We start from the raw sequence: 17,442 nt of genomic DNA on the forward strand, positions 1-17,442 counted from the left end.
TTTTTCATAACAATGTTATGAACTCTTTCTTATTCATCTTCTGTGTATAGCAGTAAACAGAAGCGATACAAACATATTACTCTTTCTCGAATCATAAAAACATTGTACCCTTCCTTTTATAAAAAGCATTATATTTGGACTTGTTTTTATACGCTTTTCATAAAAAGCATTATTATATTTACATATTTTAGAATGCATAAAAATTTTTACTTTGTTCTTTTCATTATTCTTTTTTTCAACAAAAAAGTCTACTCTCAAACGAGACAATTAGACTCTATTAATTTAAGCAAAGTAGACTTCTTTAAAAACTCTAATATTGATAGCTTATTTTTTTACTGCGACAAACTAGAAAACTCTAACAATATTTGTAAAAAATTAGAAGCTAAAACTGGAAGAGCTTATGGCTACTATATTCAAAAAAACTATGAAAAATCTGAAAAAATAATTAGAGGGGTTATCAACTTTGTAGATTCATTGAATCAGAGTTTAGAAAAACCTTGCCTTATAGATAGAAAAATATCTTCTTTAAATAGATTGTTTTGGATTAAAAAAAATCAGGAAAAATATGAAGATGCTTATGCTATTCTTATTGAAAAAGAAAACCAAATATCAAACCATCCTGTAAAGGATCAACTAAACTTTAGAAATCAATTAGGATTAAAGCTTAGCAAAGCAGTTATAAAAAACAAACTTGGCATGCATGATAAAGCAAAGGTTTTATTATTAAAATCTATTGCTGAAATTCAAAATCCAATTGTAAAAGACTATTACAATGACGATTTCTTTATTCAATGGCAGGCTAATGTATATAATTGCCTTGGAAACACCTATATCGCTTTAAACGGTAAAAATACCAATCCTAACAAAGTTTTATTAGATTCTGCAACATATTATTACGATAAAGCCTATAATACATCTAAACTATTAACTCCAATACATAAAGACTCTAAACTATTTTATAATTTTAGAAAAACTGAAATTTTATTAGCCAAAAAAGAATACAAGAAAGCTATAGAATTAATCAATAATTATAAAAACATCAATAATGGTTGCGAATATAAACATCGCGAATATTTTCAAAAAGCCATTTGTTTTCATAACCTGAATGTTTCAGACTCAGCAATACATTATGCCTCTAAAATAATAAAAGATAAAAAATATTGTAAAACGAGTAAGCTTATTACAATGTATGATATCCTATCTAATCAATACAATAAGATTCATAAAATTGATAGTGCATACAAATATTCTTCTTTAAACCTCAAACAATACGAGTTAGCTAGAAAAAACAAGGATAAAACCTTTAATTTATTTTACGATAATAATTTTAATAAAGCTCAGAAATTAAACTCAGAAATAAAAGAAAATGGGAAAAATAAAGAGCGTAAACTGATTCTTTCTTTTTTCATATTACTTATCATACTTGCCTTTGTTCTTCTTTATGTTTACAAGAAAGAAAAAAACAAAAAAGAAAAATTAATTACAAAAATCAATAATCAACAACAACCTATTGAAGTAGAGAAAAAGGAGTATAATATTGATGATGCCTTAGAAAATAAAATCCTTGATAAGATTAAAGATATTAATGAAAATTTTGAATTCCTAGATTCTAATTTTTCAATTTCAAGTATAACTAAAGATCTAGAAACCAATTCTACTTACGTTTCTTTTGTATTTAACAAACATTACAAGGAGTCTTTTAAACAATATTTTACTAGACGTAAAATAGATTATATCATTAACAAATTAAGAACCGATGGCCAATATAGAAAATATTCCATCCAAGGTTTAGCACAAGAAGTTGGATATACAAATGCCTCTGCTTTTTCAAGAGCTTTTAAAAAGCAAGTAGGTGTTACTCCTTCTGCTTTTTTAAAAACTCTTGATTAATTAAAATATTATTATTTTCTTTTCTTAAAAGCTACCCAGCCTACTGGAACTAAAAGTAATAATGCATATGAAAATAGTGTAATTACATTTCCTGTTGCTATAACCGTAGGTTCGTATTTAAATACTATTTCATGTTTTCCTTTTGGAATCTCCATTCCTCTTAACACATAATTTACTCTGTGATAAGGAACTTGTTTTCCATCCAAGTAGGCATTCCAACCATCCTTGTAATAGATTTCAGAAAACACAGCAAAACTATTTTCTTTTGTATTTGTTTTATACACTAATTCTGTTACATCATTCTTAACTAATTTTATCGATGAAACAGAGTCTTTCTGAAACCTTAATGAAGATAACTCTCCTTTTAAATGTTTTGAGTTTAACACAGCTTCTTTTTTCGTTTTTAAACTATCTAAAGCCTTTATTTCTCTATTTGCTGTATCAACAACTTTAAGTTTTTCAACAAACCAAGCATTTCCATTGGCATCTTTATTTTCTTGAAATTTGTCTTCACCAATAATAATATATTTAGCATTTAACATATTCAACACCTCCATATTATTCTTAGCTATTTGGTAATCAAACAGCTCTTGATATCTCTTCATTTTTGCTGCATGGTACCCTCCTATTGAGTTATGAAAATAAGAAGTTCTTCCATCCTGCATTGGATTTACACTAAAGTTAGCTACTCTATAATAATCTTTATCTTTTAAAATTTCCTTGTCAGCTTGGTTTGGCGAAAATGGTTTTAATACTCTTCTTGCTGATGTAAAATCTTCTTTATTTACATAATTAATATCTACAGAAACCAAATCAAATACTATTAACCCACCAATAATTATTAAAACTGGAATTTGTTTTAATTTTCCTTTTAAATAAAACCATAATAAACCCCCAGTTGCTAAAACTAATAAGAATGATCTTACACTATCATTAAACAACATATCCTTTCTATCAGAAATTAAAGCATCAATCAATTCTGGTAATTGTTGATATTGGTTATCTCTAAGCCCTTCAAAAGCAAACAAACTTGAACCAAATAAAGCAAATGCCGCAGTTATACCTCCTATCACATAAAAAGCTTTTTTAACAGCCGTTTCTTTTTCTTCTGAAGAAATTTTAGTTGAAAAGAAATCTCTTAAAGCTATAACACCTAATAATGGTACGCATAATTCTGCTATTACTTGAATAGATGAAACTGCTCTAAACTTATTGTACAAAGGCACATAATCGATAAAGAAATTTGTTATTACTGGGAAGTTTTTACCCCAACTTAATATAATAGAAAAAATAGTAGCAGAAACTAACCAATATTTCAATCTTCCCTTTACTAAAAATACTCCTAAAAAGAATAAGAAGAATAAAATTACTCCTATGTAAGCTGGTGCTTCTACAATAGGCTGTTTTCCCCAATAAGTAAGCACTTGACTTGAATAATCTTTTGCAACACTTTTACCAGCATTTTGCTCTAAAACTTGATAAAAATTAGAGTCTTCTCCTAATTTTTCAATAGTTCCACCTCCCATAAAGCGAGGTATTAATAGGTTAAATGTTTCTCCTATTCCATAACTATATTCTGTAATATAGGCTTTATCTAGTCCTGTAGTTTTTTCTTTAGGGCTTCCATCAGCATTTATAGTTAGTTCTGACTTTCCTCTAGTACTAAAGTCTCCATACTGTTTCATTGCCAATAATCTCGTAGAATTAACTCCTAAACCTATAAACATTGCAACAATCAATACTAATGCTTGTTTAGCAAAAACTGGTAATGTTTTTGTTTTAAATGCTTCAATAAATTCTACAATAGCTAATATTAACAAACAAAAAACAAGATAATAAGTCATTTGAGGATGATTTGCATACACTTCTAAAGCCATAGCTAAAGAAGTAATTACAAAACCTAGTAAATATCTTCTTTGGAAAACATATAATACTCCTGCGATTACTAATGGCATATACCCTATTGCATGAGCCTTAGCATTATGTCCTGCACCAAAAATAATAATTAGATATGTAGAAAAACCAAAGGACAAACTACCTAATATAGCTAGTTTCCAATCTACTTTCAATGCATTTAACAATAAGAAGAATCCTAAGAAATATAAAAACAAGTAATCAGCAGGTCTTGGTAAAAATCGAATAGCTTTATCAATATATCTTACAAAATCATTCGGATAATAAGCACTAACTTGATAAGCTGGCATTCCACTAAATGCATTTCCCAACCAATAAGGTTCCTCTCCTTTTTCTGTTCTATAATCAGAAACTTCTTTAGACATTCCTATAAACTGAGTAATATCACTCTGTTTAATTTGTTTCCCACTTAAAACTGGGTTAAAATATAACAATGATATAACAGCAAAAGCAGCTATTGCTATTGCAAATGGCAGTATTTTTTTAAAATTCATAGCTAGTCTATTTCTTCAAAGTCAACATATTCTCCAACCGAATCATTGCTTTGTTTATTATTTCTTGGTTTTTTATCTATAATTGTTTTTCCTTCTTCAACATCTGTTTTTTGTTGTTGATTTTGATATTGTTGTTCAGCTCTTTTCTGTACTTTATCAACAGCTTTTTTAATTAAATATGGAGCAAACAACCTCACAACAAACTTAACAGCATAATATGCTACAAGGATTATTAGTAAAGTTCTTAAAAAATTCATAGGTCCAGCCTCATTTATATGTATCATCTATTTCTTGTAAATAAAAAAATCTATCAAAAATAACAATTTGAAGCAAAAGGAAGCGTTAAGACTTTACAAAACTTAAATTATACGGTAATTCGTATTTTTACGTATGTTTGTATAATTTCTATAACTTGAATTTATAACATGATTAAGAAACTTTTTTTGTTTTTTGCTTTTTGCTCAACCTTACTTGTAAACGCACAATACACGACGGTTATAAATTCTAACCGTCCAGGTTTCTCAGAAAGTCCATACAGTGTAGGTTCTGGTGTATATCAATTTGAATCAAGTCTATTTTTTAGAAAAATTAATGCTACACCTACTTTTAGTAATCCTCAAGCTATAGGATTGAATTTGTTATTTAGAACAAGTTTCTTTTCCGAAAAACTAGAATTCAACTTAAATACAAGTTTACAAAACGATAAAAACGCATTCAAAAATGTTTTTGAATCTTCATATACTCAAACAGGATTTGGTAATTTAACTTTAGGAGCAAAATATTTAGTGTATACACCTAAATATGATGATAAAAGCAAGGAAATTAGAAGCTGGAAAGCTAGACACTCTTTTGATTGGAAAAGATGGATTCCACACGTAGGTGTTTATGCTGGCTTGAATTTTGGCAGCATTTTAAATGATTATCATAAAAAAGGTGGAGTAACACCAAAAGTTGGGGTTTTATTACAAAATGAATTTTCTGACAAATTGAATGTAATAAGTAACTTATATTATGATTATATAGGAAGTGATTTTTCTGAATTCTCATACATTATAACTGGAACTTATAATTTTAATGATTATTGGTCTGGTTTTGCTGAATTACAAGGATCTTTTGAAAAGTACCAACGAAAAAGCAATATTGGCTTTGGAGCAGCTTATTTATATAGCGAAAATTTACAACTTAATGCCACTGCTAGAATAATGCGTCAACAAAGCGAAATTGGATTTTATACTGGTGTAGGAGTTTCTTATAGAATAAACAGACATAAAGATGAATTTGTAGAAGTAGATGAATTTGGTAATAAAATTGTTGAACAAAAAGAAACTAAATACGATGAAAACAAAGGGTTCTTTGGACGCTTATTTAGTAAAGTAAAAAAACTGTTTAAGAAAAAAGAAAAGCAAACTATTGTTATTGATGATGGTGAGAAGAAAGAAGAAATAACAATTGAAAAACCAAGAAGACAACGTCAAAAATCTTTAGTAGATGTTATTGCTAAGGAAGATAAAAAACAAAAAAAGAAAACTACTAAGGCTGAAAAGAAAGCGGCAAAAAAAGCTAAAAAGAAAGCTGAAAAAGATGCTAGAAACAAAGCTAAAGAAGCAGAAAAAGCCGCTAAAAAGAAAGAAAAAGAACGCTTAAAGCTTGAAAAAGATCTTAAAAAAGAAAAGGAAAAAGAAGCTAAACGTAAAGAAAAAGAGCGTTTAAAGCTTGCTAAAGAAATAAAAAAGCTAGAAGAAGAATTAAAAAAGGAAGAAGAAAAAGAAAAGAAGAAGGATAAATAAAAATGATACATTTGCTGTATGATTGAAATTAAAGAAATAAATACCAAAAAGGAAATGAAACAATTTGTTAAGTTTCCTTTTTCTCTTTATAAGAATAATAAATATTGGGTACCTCCAATTATCAACGACGAACTAAATAGTTTTGACAAAGACAAAAACCCTGTTTTTGAACATGCAAACGCTCGTTTTTTTATTGCTTTAAAAAATGATGAAATTGTTGGACGTGTTGCTGCAATCATCAACACATATGAGGTTGAAAAACAAAACATAAAAAAGATGCGTTTTGGTTGGTTTGATGTCATAGATGATATCAATGTTACTAAATCACTAATTGAAAAAGTTAAAGAAATTGGTTATCAAAATAACCTAGAGTATGTGGAAGGTCCAGTTGGTTTTAATAACTTAGACAAAACCGGAGTTCTTGTAGAAGGATTTGATCACATAGGGACTATGATTACTTGGTATAATCATCCATATTATTCAAAACATTTAGAACAGTTAGGTTTTAAAAAAGAGAAAGAATATTTAGAAAATAAATTTCGTTTTAGTAATGTGAATGCTGCGAAATATAAAAAAGCAAGTAACATAATTAGAAAAAGGTATAATTTAAAAGCCTTAAATTTTACTTCAACAAAAGACATTATGCCTTATGTTGATGAAATGTTCGACTTATTTAGCAAAACATATTCTAAACTCTCTACTTATGTACCTATTTCTAATGCACAAATAAAGCATTTTAAAGAAAAGTACATTAGTTTTATCAATCCTGAATACATAAAATTTGTTCTAGATGAGAACAATAAATTAGTAGCTTTTGCTATTGTGATGCCTTCTTTTTCTAAGGCTTTACAAAAAGCCAATGGAAAACTATTTCCTTTTGGTATTTTTCATTTGTTAAATGCTAGACGTAATTCTAAAGATGTTATTTTCTATTTAATTGGAGTACATCCTGAGTATCAAAACAAAGGAGTAACTGCTATAATTTTTGAACATTATGCAGAAACTTTCGCTAAAAAAAATATTGAAAACTGCATAAGAACTCCTGAATTAGAAGATAATATTGCCATACAACAAATATGGAAAACTTTTAATCCTTCAGTACACAAAAGAAGAAGAACTTACAAGTTAGATTTATAATGCAGCTATTTTTTAACCCTAATATTACTCCCGATACTAAAGAAATCACTTTCGAAAAAGAAGAAAGCAGACATATTGTTCGTGTTTTAAGGAAAAAAGAAGGAGATATTTTACACATTACCAACGGTAATGGTTATTTATTCTTTGCTGAAATAGTAATTCCAAACGATAAAAAGTGTTTGGCTACTATTATAAAAAAAGAAGAAAAAACTAACCATAGAAATTATTATCTGCATGTAGCAATAGCTCCAACTAAAAACAACGATCGTTTAGAATGGTTTTTAGAAAAGGCTACAGAAATAGGTATTGATGAAATTACTCCTATAATTTGTGATAATTCTGAACGAAAAGTAGTTAAAATAGAACGGTTATCTAAAATAATTCAATCTGCTATGAAGCAATCGCTTCAATTTACACTCCCAAAACTTAATTCACCTATAAAACTTTCTGAGTTTATTAAGAGTGATTTTTCTGAACAAACCTTTATTGCGCATTGTGAAGAAAATACAGAAAAAGTATTTTTAAAAAACATTGTTAAACCAAATTCAAAGTATACTATTCTAATTGGACCTGAAGGTGATTTTTCTACAAAAGAAATTGATAGTTGTTTGAATAAGAACTTCACTCCTATTTCATTAGGAGAAAATAGACTAAGAACTGAAACAGCTGGTTTAAGCGTAGTACAAAATATTGCCTTTATCCATCAGTAAGTCATTTTTTGTATATTTAAAGTTCTAAATAAATATACATCTATTGAATACTGCTGACTTTTTCAATTTTTTCTTACTTATTAGCGCATTACATGGTTTTGCCTTTAGTATAATTCTTTTTTGCTCTAAAAATGGAAGAGAAAAAAGTATGCTATATTTAAATTTATTAATACTAGCTATTTCTTTAAACAACTTCCAGTCTTGGGCTTTAGAAAAGAATTTATTTCAACATAGGTTTGCTTTAGACTATATTCAAATACCCTGGCACTTTTTAGCCATGCCTTTTCTTTATATGTTTTTAGTCAATTATTTGAATTTAGCAGATAAGTCTTATAAACTACTAAAAGTTATAATTCCTTTATTTTTAATAATCGTTGTAGCTCAAGTAAGTTTTGTATTTAACTATAGTAATAGCACATTTACTCAAAATGATTTAGATTATTTATACGAACGATATACTTCTTTTGAAGAAATTTTTAGTTTAGTAGTATCACTAAGCATTTTCATATACTCTTTCTATATCTTATATAAAAAGGAAAAACTTTTCCCTAAAATATTATCATTTGATAATTTAAAATGGATACACACTTTCTTTAAATTGACTACTGTTGGATACTCATTGTGGATTTTAGCTTTGATTATAAAAGTTAAAATGAATTTTTCAGGTTTTTTATTTTCATATTACCCTTTAAGAATTTACACAACCATCCTTATATACTGGCTAGGATATCAAGGACTAAGACAAATTCGAATACTAAAAGAACGTAAACATATTAGAGAGTCTTTATCTATTGAATTGAATGGTAATATTGATGTTAATGCGATTAATTTAAATACAACAGAAGACACCTCTTCTGAAAAACATAAAGAGCAATTTTTAAAAATAGATGATTTTATAAAAAAGAGTAAAAAGTATTTATTACCTAAATATACTTTACAAAATTTATCATTAGATACAGAATTAGGTTCTAGCACACTTTCTCTTATCATTAATAATATTGCTGGTAAATCATTTACTGATTATCTAAATGAAATGAGAGTAGAACAAGCTAAAAGCCTTTTACTCGATTTAGATTATTCTAACTACACTATTACTTCTATTGGGTTAGAATCTGGATTTAACTCAAAATCTACTTTTTATACTGTTTTTAAAAAACATACTGGGTATACTCCTGTTGAATTCAAAAACATCACAGTAGCAGTTAATTAAATTTGTTACTTTTTATAAAAAAAGGGTTCGAAAACATCCAATTTGGATGTTTTCGAACCCTTAAATTCTTAATAGCCTTTATATTTGTATAACGAGAAATTTGAAATCCAAAGTGAAAATTGTGAAGGGGTTTTCTATTTTGAATTTAAATATTCTTTAAAATATTTATTGAGTAACAAACTCAATAATGAAAAAGAAAAGGTTTGTCCTAAAAACACCAATATGACTATTGGTGTTTTTATTTTATAACCATGCTTAATCCTTAAACACAAACACATTGCTTTTTATAAAAAACGAGTTCTAAATCGTCCAAATTGGACGATTTAGAACTCATTTATTTTTACCCTATTATATATTTGGTACAAGAAGTTATGTAATTATTGAAAATAATAAGGGGATTTTTAATTTATAAAATAACTTCAGTAAGGGGAAAAAGAAAACACCAATAGTCATATTGGTGTTTTTTATTGTTGTTTTATTATATTGCTCTTCATTACATAATATACACAATGAAAAAGGCTTTAGCTATTCTATTTTTAATAAACTCCTTCATCGTTTTTCCTCAACAAATAGCTGTTTTAAAATATCAAGGAGGTGGCGACTGGTATGCAAATCCAACTGCATTGCCTAATCTTATTGAATATTCTAACCTTCACACAAAAACCCTAATTGATAAAAACATACAAACGGTAAGTTTAGATGATGAAACAGTAAATAATTATCCAATTATATTTTTAACTGGACACGGTAATGTTTTTTTCTCCAATGAAGATGCTGAAAACCTTAAAAACTATCTAATTTCTGGAGGTTTTTTACATATTTCAGATAATTATGGGTTAAATAAATACATTAGAAGAGAGCTTAAAAAAGTATTTCCTTCTTTAAAACTTCAAGAAATACCTAATAACCACCCTATTTATCACCAAACATTTTCTTTCCCTAATGGGTTACCTAAAATCCATGAACACGATAAAAAACCACCTCAAGGCTTTGGTCTTTTTTACAAAGGGCGTTTAATTGTATTTTACGATTATGAAAGTGACTTAAGTGATGGATGGGAAGATTCATCTGTTCATAATAATCCTAAAGAAGTACGCGAAAAAGCTTTAAAAATGGGTTCAAACATTATAGAATATGCCTTTAAAAACTAATAATTTTCAAATAGACAGTATTAAAATAAATTTTGATACTGATGCTTTATGGATGTTAAACATCGCATTAGCTATTATCATGTTTGGTATTGCTTTAGATATTAAAATTGAAGATTTTAAAAGATTATTAAAGAACCCTAAAATTGTTTTAGTTGGGTTATTATCTCAGTTTATTTTACTTCCATTTCTAACTTTTATAGCTATTTACCTAATCAAACCATACCCTAGTTTTGCTCTTGGTATGATGCTTGTTGCTGCTTGTCCTGGAGGAAATGTTTCAAATTTTTTTAGTAAAATGGCAAAAGGAAACACTGCTTTATCTGTTAGTCTAACTGCCTTTGCTACTTTATTATGTTTAATTATGACCCCTTTAAACTTACAAATATGGGGAAGCTTATATGAGCCTACTAATGCTATTTTAAAAAGTGTTTCTTTAAATCCTTTTGAATTATTTAAACTTGTATTATTAATATTAGGAATCCCAATAATTTTAGGAATGTTAGTCAATCATTTTCATTCAGAAATGGCTACAAAAATTAATAAGATACTTCGTCCTTTTTCTGTAGTTTTCTTTTTACTTTTAATTGTAATTGCTCTTTATGATAATGCTGATATATTTAAAAACTATATTCATTTAGTATTATTTTTAGTAATTTTTCATAATGTATTTGCATTTATTATTGGTTATGTAGCTGCAAAATCATTCAAACTTAATCATAAAGACACGAAAACAATTTCTATGGAAACTGGTATTCAAAATAGTGGATTGGGACTTCTCCTAGTATTTAGCTTCTTCGATGGCCTTGGTGGTATGGCACTATTAGCTGCTTTTTGGGGTGTATGGGATATTTTTTCGGGAATGGCTTTAGCAACTTATTGGGGTAGAAAAAAACTATAATTAATGAGATACTTCGTTTACTATTTTTTTAAAGTACTAATCAAAACTGGTTTGCTTTTTTATTCTAATAAAATAAAAGTTACTGGAAATAAAAACATTCCTAAAGATGGTGCTATTTTATTAGCTTCTAATCACCCAAACGGTTTAATTGATCCTTTAATTATAGCAACTCATATTAAAAGAAAAACACATTTTTTAGTACAAGCTGGTGTTTTTACAAGTAAATCTGTTTCTAACTTTTTTAATTTATTAGGCATGATGCCTATTTATCGTATTAGAGATGGCATAAAACAGCTTTCTAAAAATGAAGCAATCTTTGATCAATGCCAACAACTTTTAAAGAACAATAAAGCATTACTTATTTTTCCTGAAGGAAGTCATAATAGAAAAAGAACTGTCAGACCTCTTAGTAAAGGCTTTACCAGAATAATATTTGGTACTCTAAATAATTACCCAGACACAAAAATTTATATTATCCCTGTAGGTATTACTTATCAGAATTCTTCTCAATACCCATCAAAAGTAGCTGTAAACTTTGGTGAACCTATTGTATCTAACGACTTTTATAAAAAAGACAATCTAAATGCCTCAGCTAAAGTTTTAAAAGAAAAAGTGAGCTCACAATTAGAAAACTTAGTAGTTCATATTAAAGATGATGAAAACTATGAATCTATTCTAGAAAAACTAAATAATGCTCAAGTTGATTTTACTCAAGTAAAAGAGATTAATAAAATAATAAAAAACGGGAATTTACCACCTCTAAAACAATCTTCTAAAAACACTTTTAATCCTTTATATTATTTAGTGATTTTAAATAGTCTAATTCCATATTATCTATGGAAAAAGATAGGCAAAAAAGTTACTGAAATTGAATTTATTGACACTTTTCGTTTTAGTATTAACACAATTTTATTTCCTACTTTTTATGCATTACAAAGTTGGATTGTTTATTTATTTTTCAACTGGGAAATAGCACTATCTTATTTTGTACTTTCTTTATTATTGGTTTTGCTATACACTAAAACCCATATGTGCAAAACTGAAACTACAAATTAAAGTTTCTTTTGAGTTACAAAATATTTTATAAAAGATATTTGTATCCGTTATAAAAATTACACTACCTTTGTAAAAATATTTTATATGTTTTCAAAATCTTGCGAATATGCCATGAGAGCAATATTATATATTGCCAAGCAAAGCTTTAACGGCAATAAAACTGGTGTTAAAGAGATTGCTAAGGCTACAAATTCGCCAGAAGCTTTCACAGCTAAGATTTTGCAAAAACTAACAAAAAACAACATTGTAAACTCTATTAAAGGCCCTTATGGTGGTTTTTTAATCTCTGAAAGTAAAGCTCAAGCTATTAAACTTAGCGAAATTGTAAAAGTTATTGATGGTAATGAAATTTATACTGGATGTGGTTTAGGTTTAAGAGAATGTAATGCAAAAAACCCATGCCCTATTCATCATAAATTTATTGACATTAGAAGAGATTTAAAAACAATGCTAGAAACAACAACTATATATGATTTAATCAAATCAGAAACTGGTGAAAATAAAATTCTACAATTAAAAAGATAAACTAAAAAAGGCTGTTCCTTTTTTTAAAAACATAAAGGACAAAAACATCCTTTATAAGGTTACATAATTAATAATAGAAAAGTTTAACTCTTTAAAATAAAAAAGGATAAAAATATCCGCTATAAAATGATTAACCTAAAAAAAATAACAACGATACAAATTGTTTGCATCTTTATTTGGATTGGCTTTATAGCTTCTATAAGTTTTATGGAAGCATGGTTAAAATTTAAAGCAGAGGGAGTAACTACTGAAATTGGACTATCTATTGGACGTTTAGTTTTTAAAGCCTTAAACACAGTAGAAATAAGTTTAGCTTTTATAATTCTTATTTCAATATTAATTAGCAAGAACTTCAACTTGTTAAGAAAACTACTACCTCCCTATTTCATCTTAGTAATACAAAGTATTTACCTCTTACCAGTTTTAGATTCAAGAGCTATACAAATTATACAAGGCATTTCAGTAGATAAAAATTACGACCACTTAGTCTATGTCTTATTAGAACTACTAAAAATAACAACACTCATTTTAATAGGTATACAAATAACATATAACAATGAATATAAATCCTAATACGCTAGTTTCAGATATAGTATCTGAAAACTACAAAACAGCAGAAACTTTCAAGCTTTATGGTATTGATTTTTGCTGCAACGGTAACAGAAGTTTACAAGAAGTATCTGAAAAAAAACAAATTGATTTATCAATATTAATTTCAAAAATTAAAAATGACAATGAGAAAAGTATAAATGCTAATCATGAAAATTTTCAAAACTGGGAACTAGATTTCTTGAGTGATTATATATATCAAAATCACCATACCTACATAGAAAGAAAAGGTCCTGAAATATTAGCCTATCTGAATAAGATTAGTTCTGTTCATGGTAAAAATCATCCTGAACTTTATGAAGTAGCTTTACTTTTTAAAGAAGCTTTAGATGACTTAACTATTCACATGAAAAAGGAAGAATTAATTCTTTTTCCTTACATAAAAAAAATAGCAAATTCATATAAGAACAATGAACATCTAAACACCCCTCCTTTTAGCTCCGTATCAAACCCTATTGAAGCTATGCATAGCGACCATGATAATGAAGGTGAGCGATTTAGAAAAATTTCAGAATTAACAAATAACTACAAAATTCCCAGCGACGCATGCAATACATATAAAATCGCTTTTTCCTTACTAAAAGACTTTGAAGAAGACTTACACAAACATATTCACTTAGAAAACAATATTCTTTTTAAAAGAGCCATAACTCTTGAAAACAAATTAAACAACAAGAACTAATGAAAAAAATTTGGACAATTTTTATACTAGTAGTAGCATCTTCATTTGCTGCTCTTATATGGGTAGGTACTGAGATCTACCAAAAACAACCTCCTATCCCTCAAAAAGTAGTTGTAAAAAATACAAATTCAATAATCTATACTAAAGCAGATATACAAATAGGTCAAAATGTCTGGGAATCTATTGGAGGAATGGAAGTAGGCTCTATTTGGGGACATGGAAGTTACGTTGCTCCCGATTGGACTGCTGATTGGATTCACAGAGAAGCTGAGTTTTTATTAAACTATTGGGCTAAAAAAGATTACAATAATGATTTCGAAAAATTAGATGTAGAAAAACAAGGTGCTTTAAAAGCTAGATTGGTTAAAGAAATAAAAACAAATACTTATAATAAAGAAACTGAAAGTATTAGTATTTCACAAGATCGATTACTTGCTATTAAAAACAATATTACTTACTACAGCTCTATTTTTTCTGAAGGTCACGAACAATATGCGATACAAAAAGGAGCATTAACAAACGTTGAAAAACTTGAACAACTTAATGCTTTTTTATTTTGGACTTCTTGGGCAGCAAGTACTAATAGACCAAATAAAGACTACACGTACACATCAAACTGGCCACACGAACCTTTGATTAATAATACTATTACCGCTGACTCTCAAATTTGGTCTGGTTTTTCTATCATTCTTCTTTTATTATTCATCGGAATTCTTGCTTATTATTACATAAGAAATCACGAGAAAGGTGAAGCTGTAACAAGCCCTAGTAAAGACCCACTTGTTAATATGCCTTTATTTCAATCACAAAAAGCAGTTTTAAAATACTTCTTTGTTGTTTCTCTTCTAATAGCTTTACAAGTAGTTTTAGGGATAATTACCGTTCATTATACTGTAGAAGGGCAGTCTTTTTTTGGATTCGAACTATCAAAATTTTTGCCTTACTCTATTTCTAGAACTTGGCATACGCAACTGGCTGTTTTTTGGATTGCCATTACTTGGTTAGCTACTGGTTTATTTTTAGCTCCTATGATTAGTGGTAAAGAAATGAAGTATCAAGTTTTTGGTATTAACTTTTTATTTATTGCCGCTTTAATTATTGTTTTAGGTTCAATGCTTGGTGAATGGCTTGGAGTACATCAATTTTTAGAATTATCTACCAATTTTTTCTTTGGACACCAAGGATATGAATATATGGATATGGGTAGATTTTGGCAGTTATTCCTTGCTGTTGGCTTAATTTTATGGATGTTCATGGTGGGAAGACATATTGTGTATGGAATTAAGAAAAAGAATGATGATAAACATTTACTAACCATTTTGCTTGTAGCAGTTATTGCCATAGGAATGTTTTTCTTTTCTGGTTTAATGTATGGAGAAAATAGCAGCTTACCTGTTATCAACTACTGGAGATGGTGGTTAGTACATTTATGGGTTGAAGGTTTCTTTGAAGTCTTTGCTACTGTTACGATTGCTTACCTATTTTCAAGAATGAAAATAATATCAGTAAAAACAGCTGGAAAAACTTCTATAGCTTCTGCAACTATCTTTTTGGCTGGAGGTATTATTGGTACACTACATCATTTATACTATTCAGGAACTCCAGTACAAGCTATTGCATTAGGTGCTACTTTTAGTGCTTTAGAGGTAGTTCCTCTTACTTTAATGGGCTTTGAAATTAGAGAAAACTGGAATTTACTAAAAGAAAACGAATGGATCCAACGATACAAATGGCCAATTTTCTTCTTTATAGCTGTTGCTTTTTGGAATATGGTTGGAGCCGGTGTTTTTGGATTTTTAATTAACCCACCAATTGCTCTGTACTATATACAAGGATTAAATACAACTTCTGTGCATGCTCATACTGCTTTATTTGGAGTATATGGTATGCTTGGAATGGGCTTTATTATTACTTGTTTACGCTTATACTCAAAACGCTTATGGAACGAAAAGCTTATTAAAAATGCATTTTGGTTACTTAATATCGGATTAGTTCTTATGGTGGTGTTGAGTTTACTTCCTTTAGGTATTATCCAAGCATATACCTCTATAACAAAAGGATATTCTTACGCCAGAGATGCTGAACTTTTATACACTCCAACAGTGCAAACTATTAAATGGTTGCGCGTTATTGGCGATGTTGTGTTCTCTGTTGGTATTGGTTATTTCTGCTGGTTTGTAATAAAGGAAACTGTCAATTTAATTAAAAACCGCTCATAATTTTAATTCTTTTGTAGCAAAAAGGAGCTGTTTTCAACAACAGCTCTTTTTTAAAAACTAATTTACTCTTTTAAATATTACTTAAAGTTTCAGTAAAATAGTTCTTTAATTTTACCACAGCTTGATTAACATACTCCTCTTGATCATATAAATCAAAATGCGTTGCTTCTTTTATTGTAAATAATTCTTTTTGTCCTTTAGCTCTATTTACTGCAACTTCACTAAAATAAGCTGACAAAGCTTTTTCTCCTACTATTGCTAAGAATGGTCTATCAGCCATTAACTCCATTTGTTCACTTGGGTTGAAAAAATAACGGGTATCTAAAGACATTGCTGCTCTTAAAGGTGAATAAGTAGCAAATTGACCACCTCTTTTTGGATTTCTATAATAATCAGCAGCTCTATCCCAAAACTCTCCCATTCCAGAATTTTTCACAGGAATTCCATCAACCAAGACAACTTCTCCTGTTTCAAAAAACTTCTGCCTTGCTTCGTTCCCCATTTTTATTTGTTGCTGAAACTGAGCTATTTTATCTCCTTTTAAAACATCGCTGTATTGAGTAGCTCCTCCTAATCCGTAATCAATAAAATCAACAAAACCACTCACCGTTGCTACTGATTTTACTCGCTGATCAAAAATTGCTGTTTGAATACTATATCCTGCTCCTGAACAAATTCCCAACTCCCCTACTTTTTCTATATCCACTCCTGGTATTGTTCTTACAAATGAAATAGCATTTTTGATATCCTCTACTTTCATAGGTGCATTTTCCATAGCTCTTGGGTATCCTCCACTTTCACCATAAGTTCTATGGTCAAAAGCCAAAGTTACAAAGCCTTCTTTTGCTAATTTCTCAGCATAAATCCCTGCTGTTTGTTCTTTTATTCCACTTGCTGGCGTTATACAAACTATGGCAGAAAATTTTCCATTAATATCAAAATCTTTAGGTATAAATAAGTTTGCTGCTATTCTAGTTCCTTCACTTAAAAAACTAACTTTATTTATCCCTTCTACATAATTTACTCTATATATGGCATCCTCTTTTTTTGTTTGCGCTTTTACATTAAACATCATACTTAAAATTAATACGGTTATTATTCTTTTCTTAAAAATTCTATTCATCATAATTATTTTTTATAATAATTAGTAAATAATTAAC

General features: G+C 28.5%; 15 protein-coding genes. 12 read left to right on the forward strand and 3 right to left on the reverse strand.

Translation table 11 applies throughout. The annotated features are described in order from the left end of the window. The first annotated feature begins 192 nt into the window (after positions 1–192). Positions 193–1,890: an AraC family transcriptional regulator gene (locus MHN29_RS10795; RefSeq protein WP_235275685.1), complete on the forward strand. Its 1,698-nt coding sequence runs from the start codon at positions 193–195 to the stop codon at positions 1,888–1,890. Positions 1,891–1,901: 11 nt separating this feature from the next. On the opposite strand, the gene MHN29_RS10800 is transcribed toward MHN29_RS10795, so the two are convergent. Next, positions 1,902–4,298 (reverse strand): YfhO family protein, encoded by a 2,397-nt coding sequence (locus tag MHN29_RS10800; RefSeq protein WP_235275686.1) that lies wholly within the window; start codon positions 4,296–4,298, stop codon positions 1,902–1,904. Between the two features lie 2 nt (positions 4,299–4,300). Continuing rightward, positions 4,301–4,582 carry a DUF4834 family protein gene (locus MHN29_RS10805; RefSeq protein ID WP_235275687.1) on the reverse strand — a complete coding sequence of 94 codons (282 nt, stop codon included), beginning with the start codon at positions 4,580–4,582 and terminating at the stop codon, positions 4,301–4,303. A gap of 141 nt (positions 4,583–4,723) precedes the next feature. On the opposite strand from MHN29_RS10805, the gene MHN29_RS10810 reads away from it, so the two are divergent. The 11 genes from MHN29_RS10810 to MHN29_RS10860 all read left to right on the forward strand — a co-directional run bounded on the left by MHN29_RS10810 (position 4,724) and on the right by MHN29_RS10860 (position 16,282). Beyond that, positions 4,724–6,085 (forward strand): transporter, encoded by a 1,362-nt coding sequence (locus MHN29_RS10810; protein WP_235275688.1) that lies wholly within the window; start codon positions 4,724–4,726, stop codon positions 6,083–6,085. Positions 6,086–6,103: 18 nt separating this feature from the next. Continuing rightward, the gene (locus tag MHN29_RS10815; RefSeq protein ID WP_235275689.1) at positions 6,104–7,222 is read left to right on the forward strand and encodes a GNAT family N-acetyltransferase; all 1,119 of its coding nucleotides are present in this window, start codon (positions 6,104–6,106) and stop codon (positions 7,220–7,222) included. Then, positions 7,222–7,932 carry a 16S rRNA (uracil(1498)-N(3))-methyltransferase gene (locus MHN29_RS10820; protein ID WP_235275690.1) on the forward strand — a complete coding sequence of 237 codons (711 nt, stop codon included), beginning with the start codon at positions 7,222–7,224 and terminating at the stop codon, positions 7,930–7,932. The genes MHN29_RS10815 and MHN29_RS10820 overlap by 1 nt, the downstream gene beginning before the upstream one ends. A 148-nt stretch (positions 7,933–8,080) precedes the next feature. Beyond that, positions 8,081–9,142, forward strand: a complete 1,062-nt coding sequence (locus MHN29_RS10825) for an AraC family transcriptional regulator (protein WP_235275691.1) — start codon at positions 8,081–8,083, stop codon at positions 9,140–9,142. Between the two features lie 509 nt (positions 9,143–9,651). Further along, positions 9,652–10,293, forward strand: coding sequence for a DUF4159 domain-containing protein (locus MHN29_RS10830; RefSeq protein WP_235275692.1), 642 nt, complete (start codon positions 9,652–9,654; stop codon positions 10,291–10,293). Beyond that, the gene (locus tag MHN29_RS10835; protein ID WP_235275693.1) at positions 10,277–11,191 is read left to right on the forward strand and encodes a bile acid:sodium symporter family protein; all 915 of its coding nucleotides are present in this window, start codon (positions 10,277–10,279) and stop codon (positions 11,189–11,191) included. The genes MHN29_RS10830 and MHN29_RS10835 overlap by 17 nt, the downstream gene beginning before the upstream one ends. Before the next feature lie 3 nt (positions 11,192–11,194). Then, complete coding sequence (locus tag MHN29_RS10840; protein ID WP_235275694.1) at positions 11,195–12,247, forward strand: lysophospholipid acyltransferase family protein; 1,053 nt, start codon at positions 11,195–11,197, stop codon at positions 12,245–12,247. Between the two features lie 84 nt (positions 12,248–12,331). Beyond that, positions 12,332–12,772 (forward strand): Rrf2 family transcriptional regulator, encoded by a 441-nt coding sequence (locus MHN29_RS10845; protein WP_235275695.1) that lies wholly within the window; start codon positions 12,332–12,334, stop codon positions 12,770–12,772. A gap of 126 nt (positions 12,773–12,898) precedes the next feature. Beyond that, positions 12,899–13,345, forward strand: a complete 447-nt coding sequence (locus MHN29_RS10850; RefSeq protein ID WP_235275696.1) for a hypothetical protein — start codon at positions 12,899–12,901, stop codon at positions 13,343–13,345. Beyond that, positions 13,329–14,063 carry an iron-sulfur cluster repair di-iron protein gene (gene ric, locus MHN29_RS10855; RefSeq protein WP_235275697.1) on the forward strand — a complete coding sequence of 245 codons (735 nt, stop codon included), beginning with the start codon at positions 13,329–13,331 and terminating at the stop codon, positions 14,061–14,063. Before MHN29_RS10850 ends, ric begins: the two co-directional genes overlap by 17 nt. After that, entirely contained in the window at positions 14,063–16,282 is a 2,220-nt protein-coding gene (locus MHN29_RS10860) for a nitric-oxide reductase large subunit (protein ID WP_235275698.1), read from the forward strand. Before ric ends, MHN29_RS10860 begins: the two co-directional genes overlap by 1 nt. Before the next feature lie 70 nt (positions 16,283–16,352). Here MHN29_RS10860 and MHN29_RS10865 read toward each other — a convergent pair whose 3' ends face one another. After that, positions 16,353–17,408, reverse strand: coding sequence for an alpha/beta hydrolase (locus MHN29_RS10865; protein ID WP_235275699.1), 1,056 nt, complete (start codon positions 17,406–17,408; stop codon positions 16,353–16,355). Positions 17,409–17,442: the final 34 nt, after the last annotated feature.

The sequence above is a fragment of the Tenacibaculum sp. Cn5-46 genome (assembly GCF_022347705.1).
In the GTDB taxonomy this organism is placed as follows: Bacteria; Bacteroidota; Bacteroidia; order Flavobacteriales; family Flavobacteriaceae; genus Polaribacter; species Polaribacter aiptasiae.

What these genes read in the sequence shown, in the direction of transcription:
- MHN29_RS10795 (WP_235275685.1), top strand. Translation starts at nt 193, where the DNA reads ATGCATAAAAATTTTTACTTTGTTCTTTTCATTATTCTTTTTTTCAAC.
- MHN29_RS10800 (WP_235275686.1), bottom strand. Translation starts at nt 4,298, where the DNA reads ATGAATTTTAAAAAAATACTGCCATTTGCAATAGCAATAGCTGCTTTT.
- MHN29_RS10805 (WP_235275687.1), bottom strand. Translation starts at nt 4,582, where the DNA reads ATGATACATATAAATGAGGCTGGACCTATGAATTTTTTAAGAACTTTA.
- MHN29_RS10810 (WP_235275688.1), top strand. Translation starts at nt 4,724, where the DNA reads ATGATTAAGAAACTTTTTTTGTTTTTTGCTTTTTGCTCAACCTTACTT.
- MHN29_RS10815 (WP_235275689.1), top strand. Translation starts at nt 6,104, where the DNA reads ATGATTGAAATTAAAGAAATAAATACCAAAAAGGAAATGAAACAATTT.
- MHN29_RS10820 (WP_235275690.1), top strand. Translation starts at nt 7,222, where the DNA reads ATGCAGCTATTTTTTAACCCTAATATTACTCCCGATACTAAAGAAATC.
- MHN29_RS10825 (WP_235275691.1), top strand. Translation starts at nt 8,081, where the DNA reads ATGCTATATTTAAATTTATTAATACTAGCTATTTCTTTAAACAACTTC.
- MHN29_RS10830 (WP_235275692.1), top strand. Translation starts at nt 9,652, where the DNA reads ATGAAAAAGGCTTTAGCTATTCTATTTTTAATAAACTCCTTCATCGTT.
- MHN29_RS10835 (WP_235275693.1), top strand. Translation starts at nt 10,277, where the DNA reads ATGCCTTTAAAAACTAATAATTTTCAAATAGACAGTATTAAAATAAAT.
- MHN29_RS10840 (WP_235275694.1), top strand. Translation starts at nt 11,195, where the DNA reads ATGAGATACTTCGTTTACTATTTTTTTAAAGTACTAATCAAAACTGGT.
- MHN29_RS10845 (WP_235275695.1), top strand. Translation starts at nt 12,332, where the DNA reads ATGTTTTCAAAATCTTGCGAATATGCCATGAGAGCAATATTATATATT.
- MHN29_RS10850 (WP_235275696.1), top strand. Translation starts at nt 12,899, where the DNA reads ATGATTAACCTAAAAAAAATAACAACGATACAAATTGTTTGCATCTTT.
- ric (WP_235275697.1), top strand. Translation starts at nt 13,329, where the DNA reads ATGAATATAAATCCTAATACGCTAGTTTCAGATATAGTATCTGAAAAC.
- MHN29_RS10860 (WP_235275698.1), top strand. Translation starts at nt 14,063, where the DNA reads ATGAAAAAAATTTGGACAATTTTTATACTAGTAGTAGCATCTTCATTT.
- MHN29_RS10865 (WP_235275699.1), bottom strand. Translation starts at nt 17,408, where the DNA reads ATGATGAATAGAATTTTTAAGAAAAGAATAATAACCGTATTAATTTTA.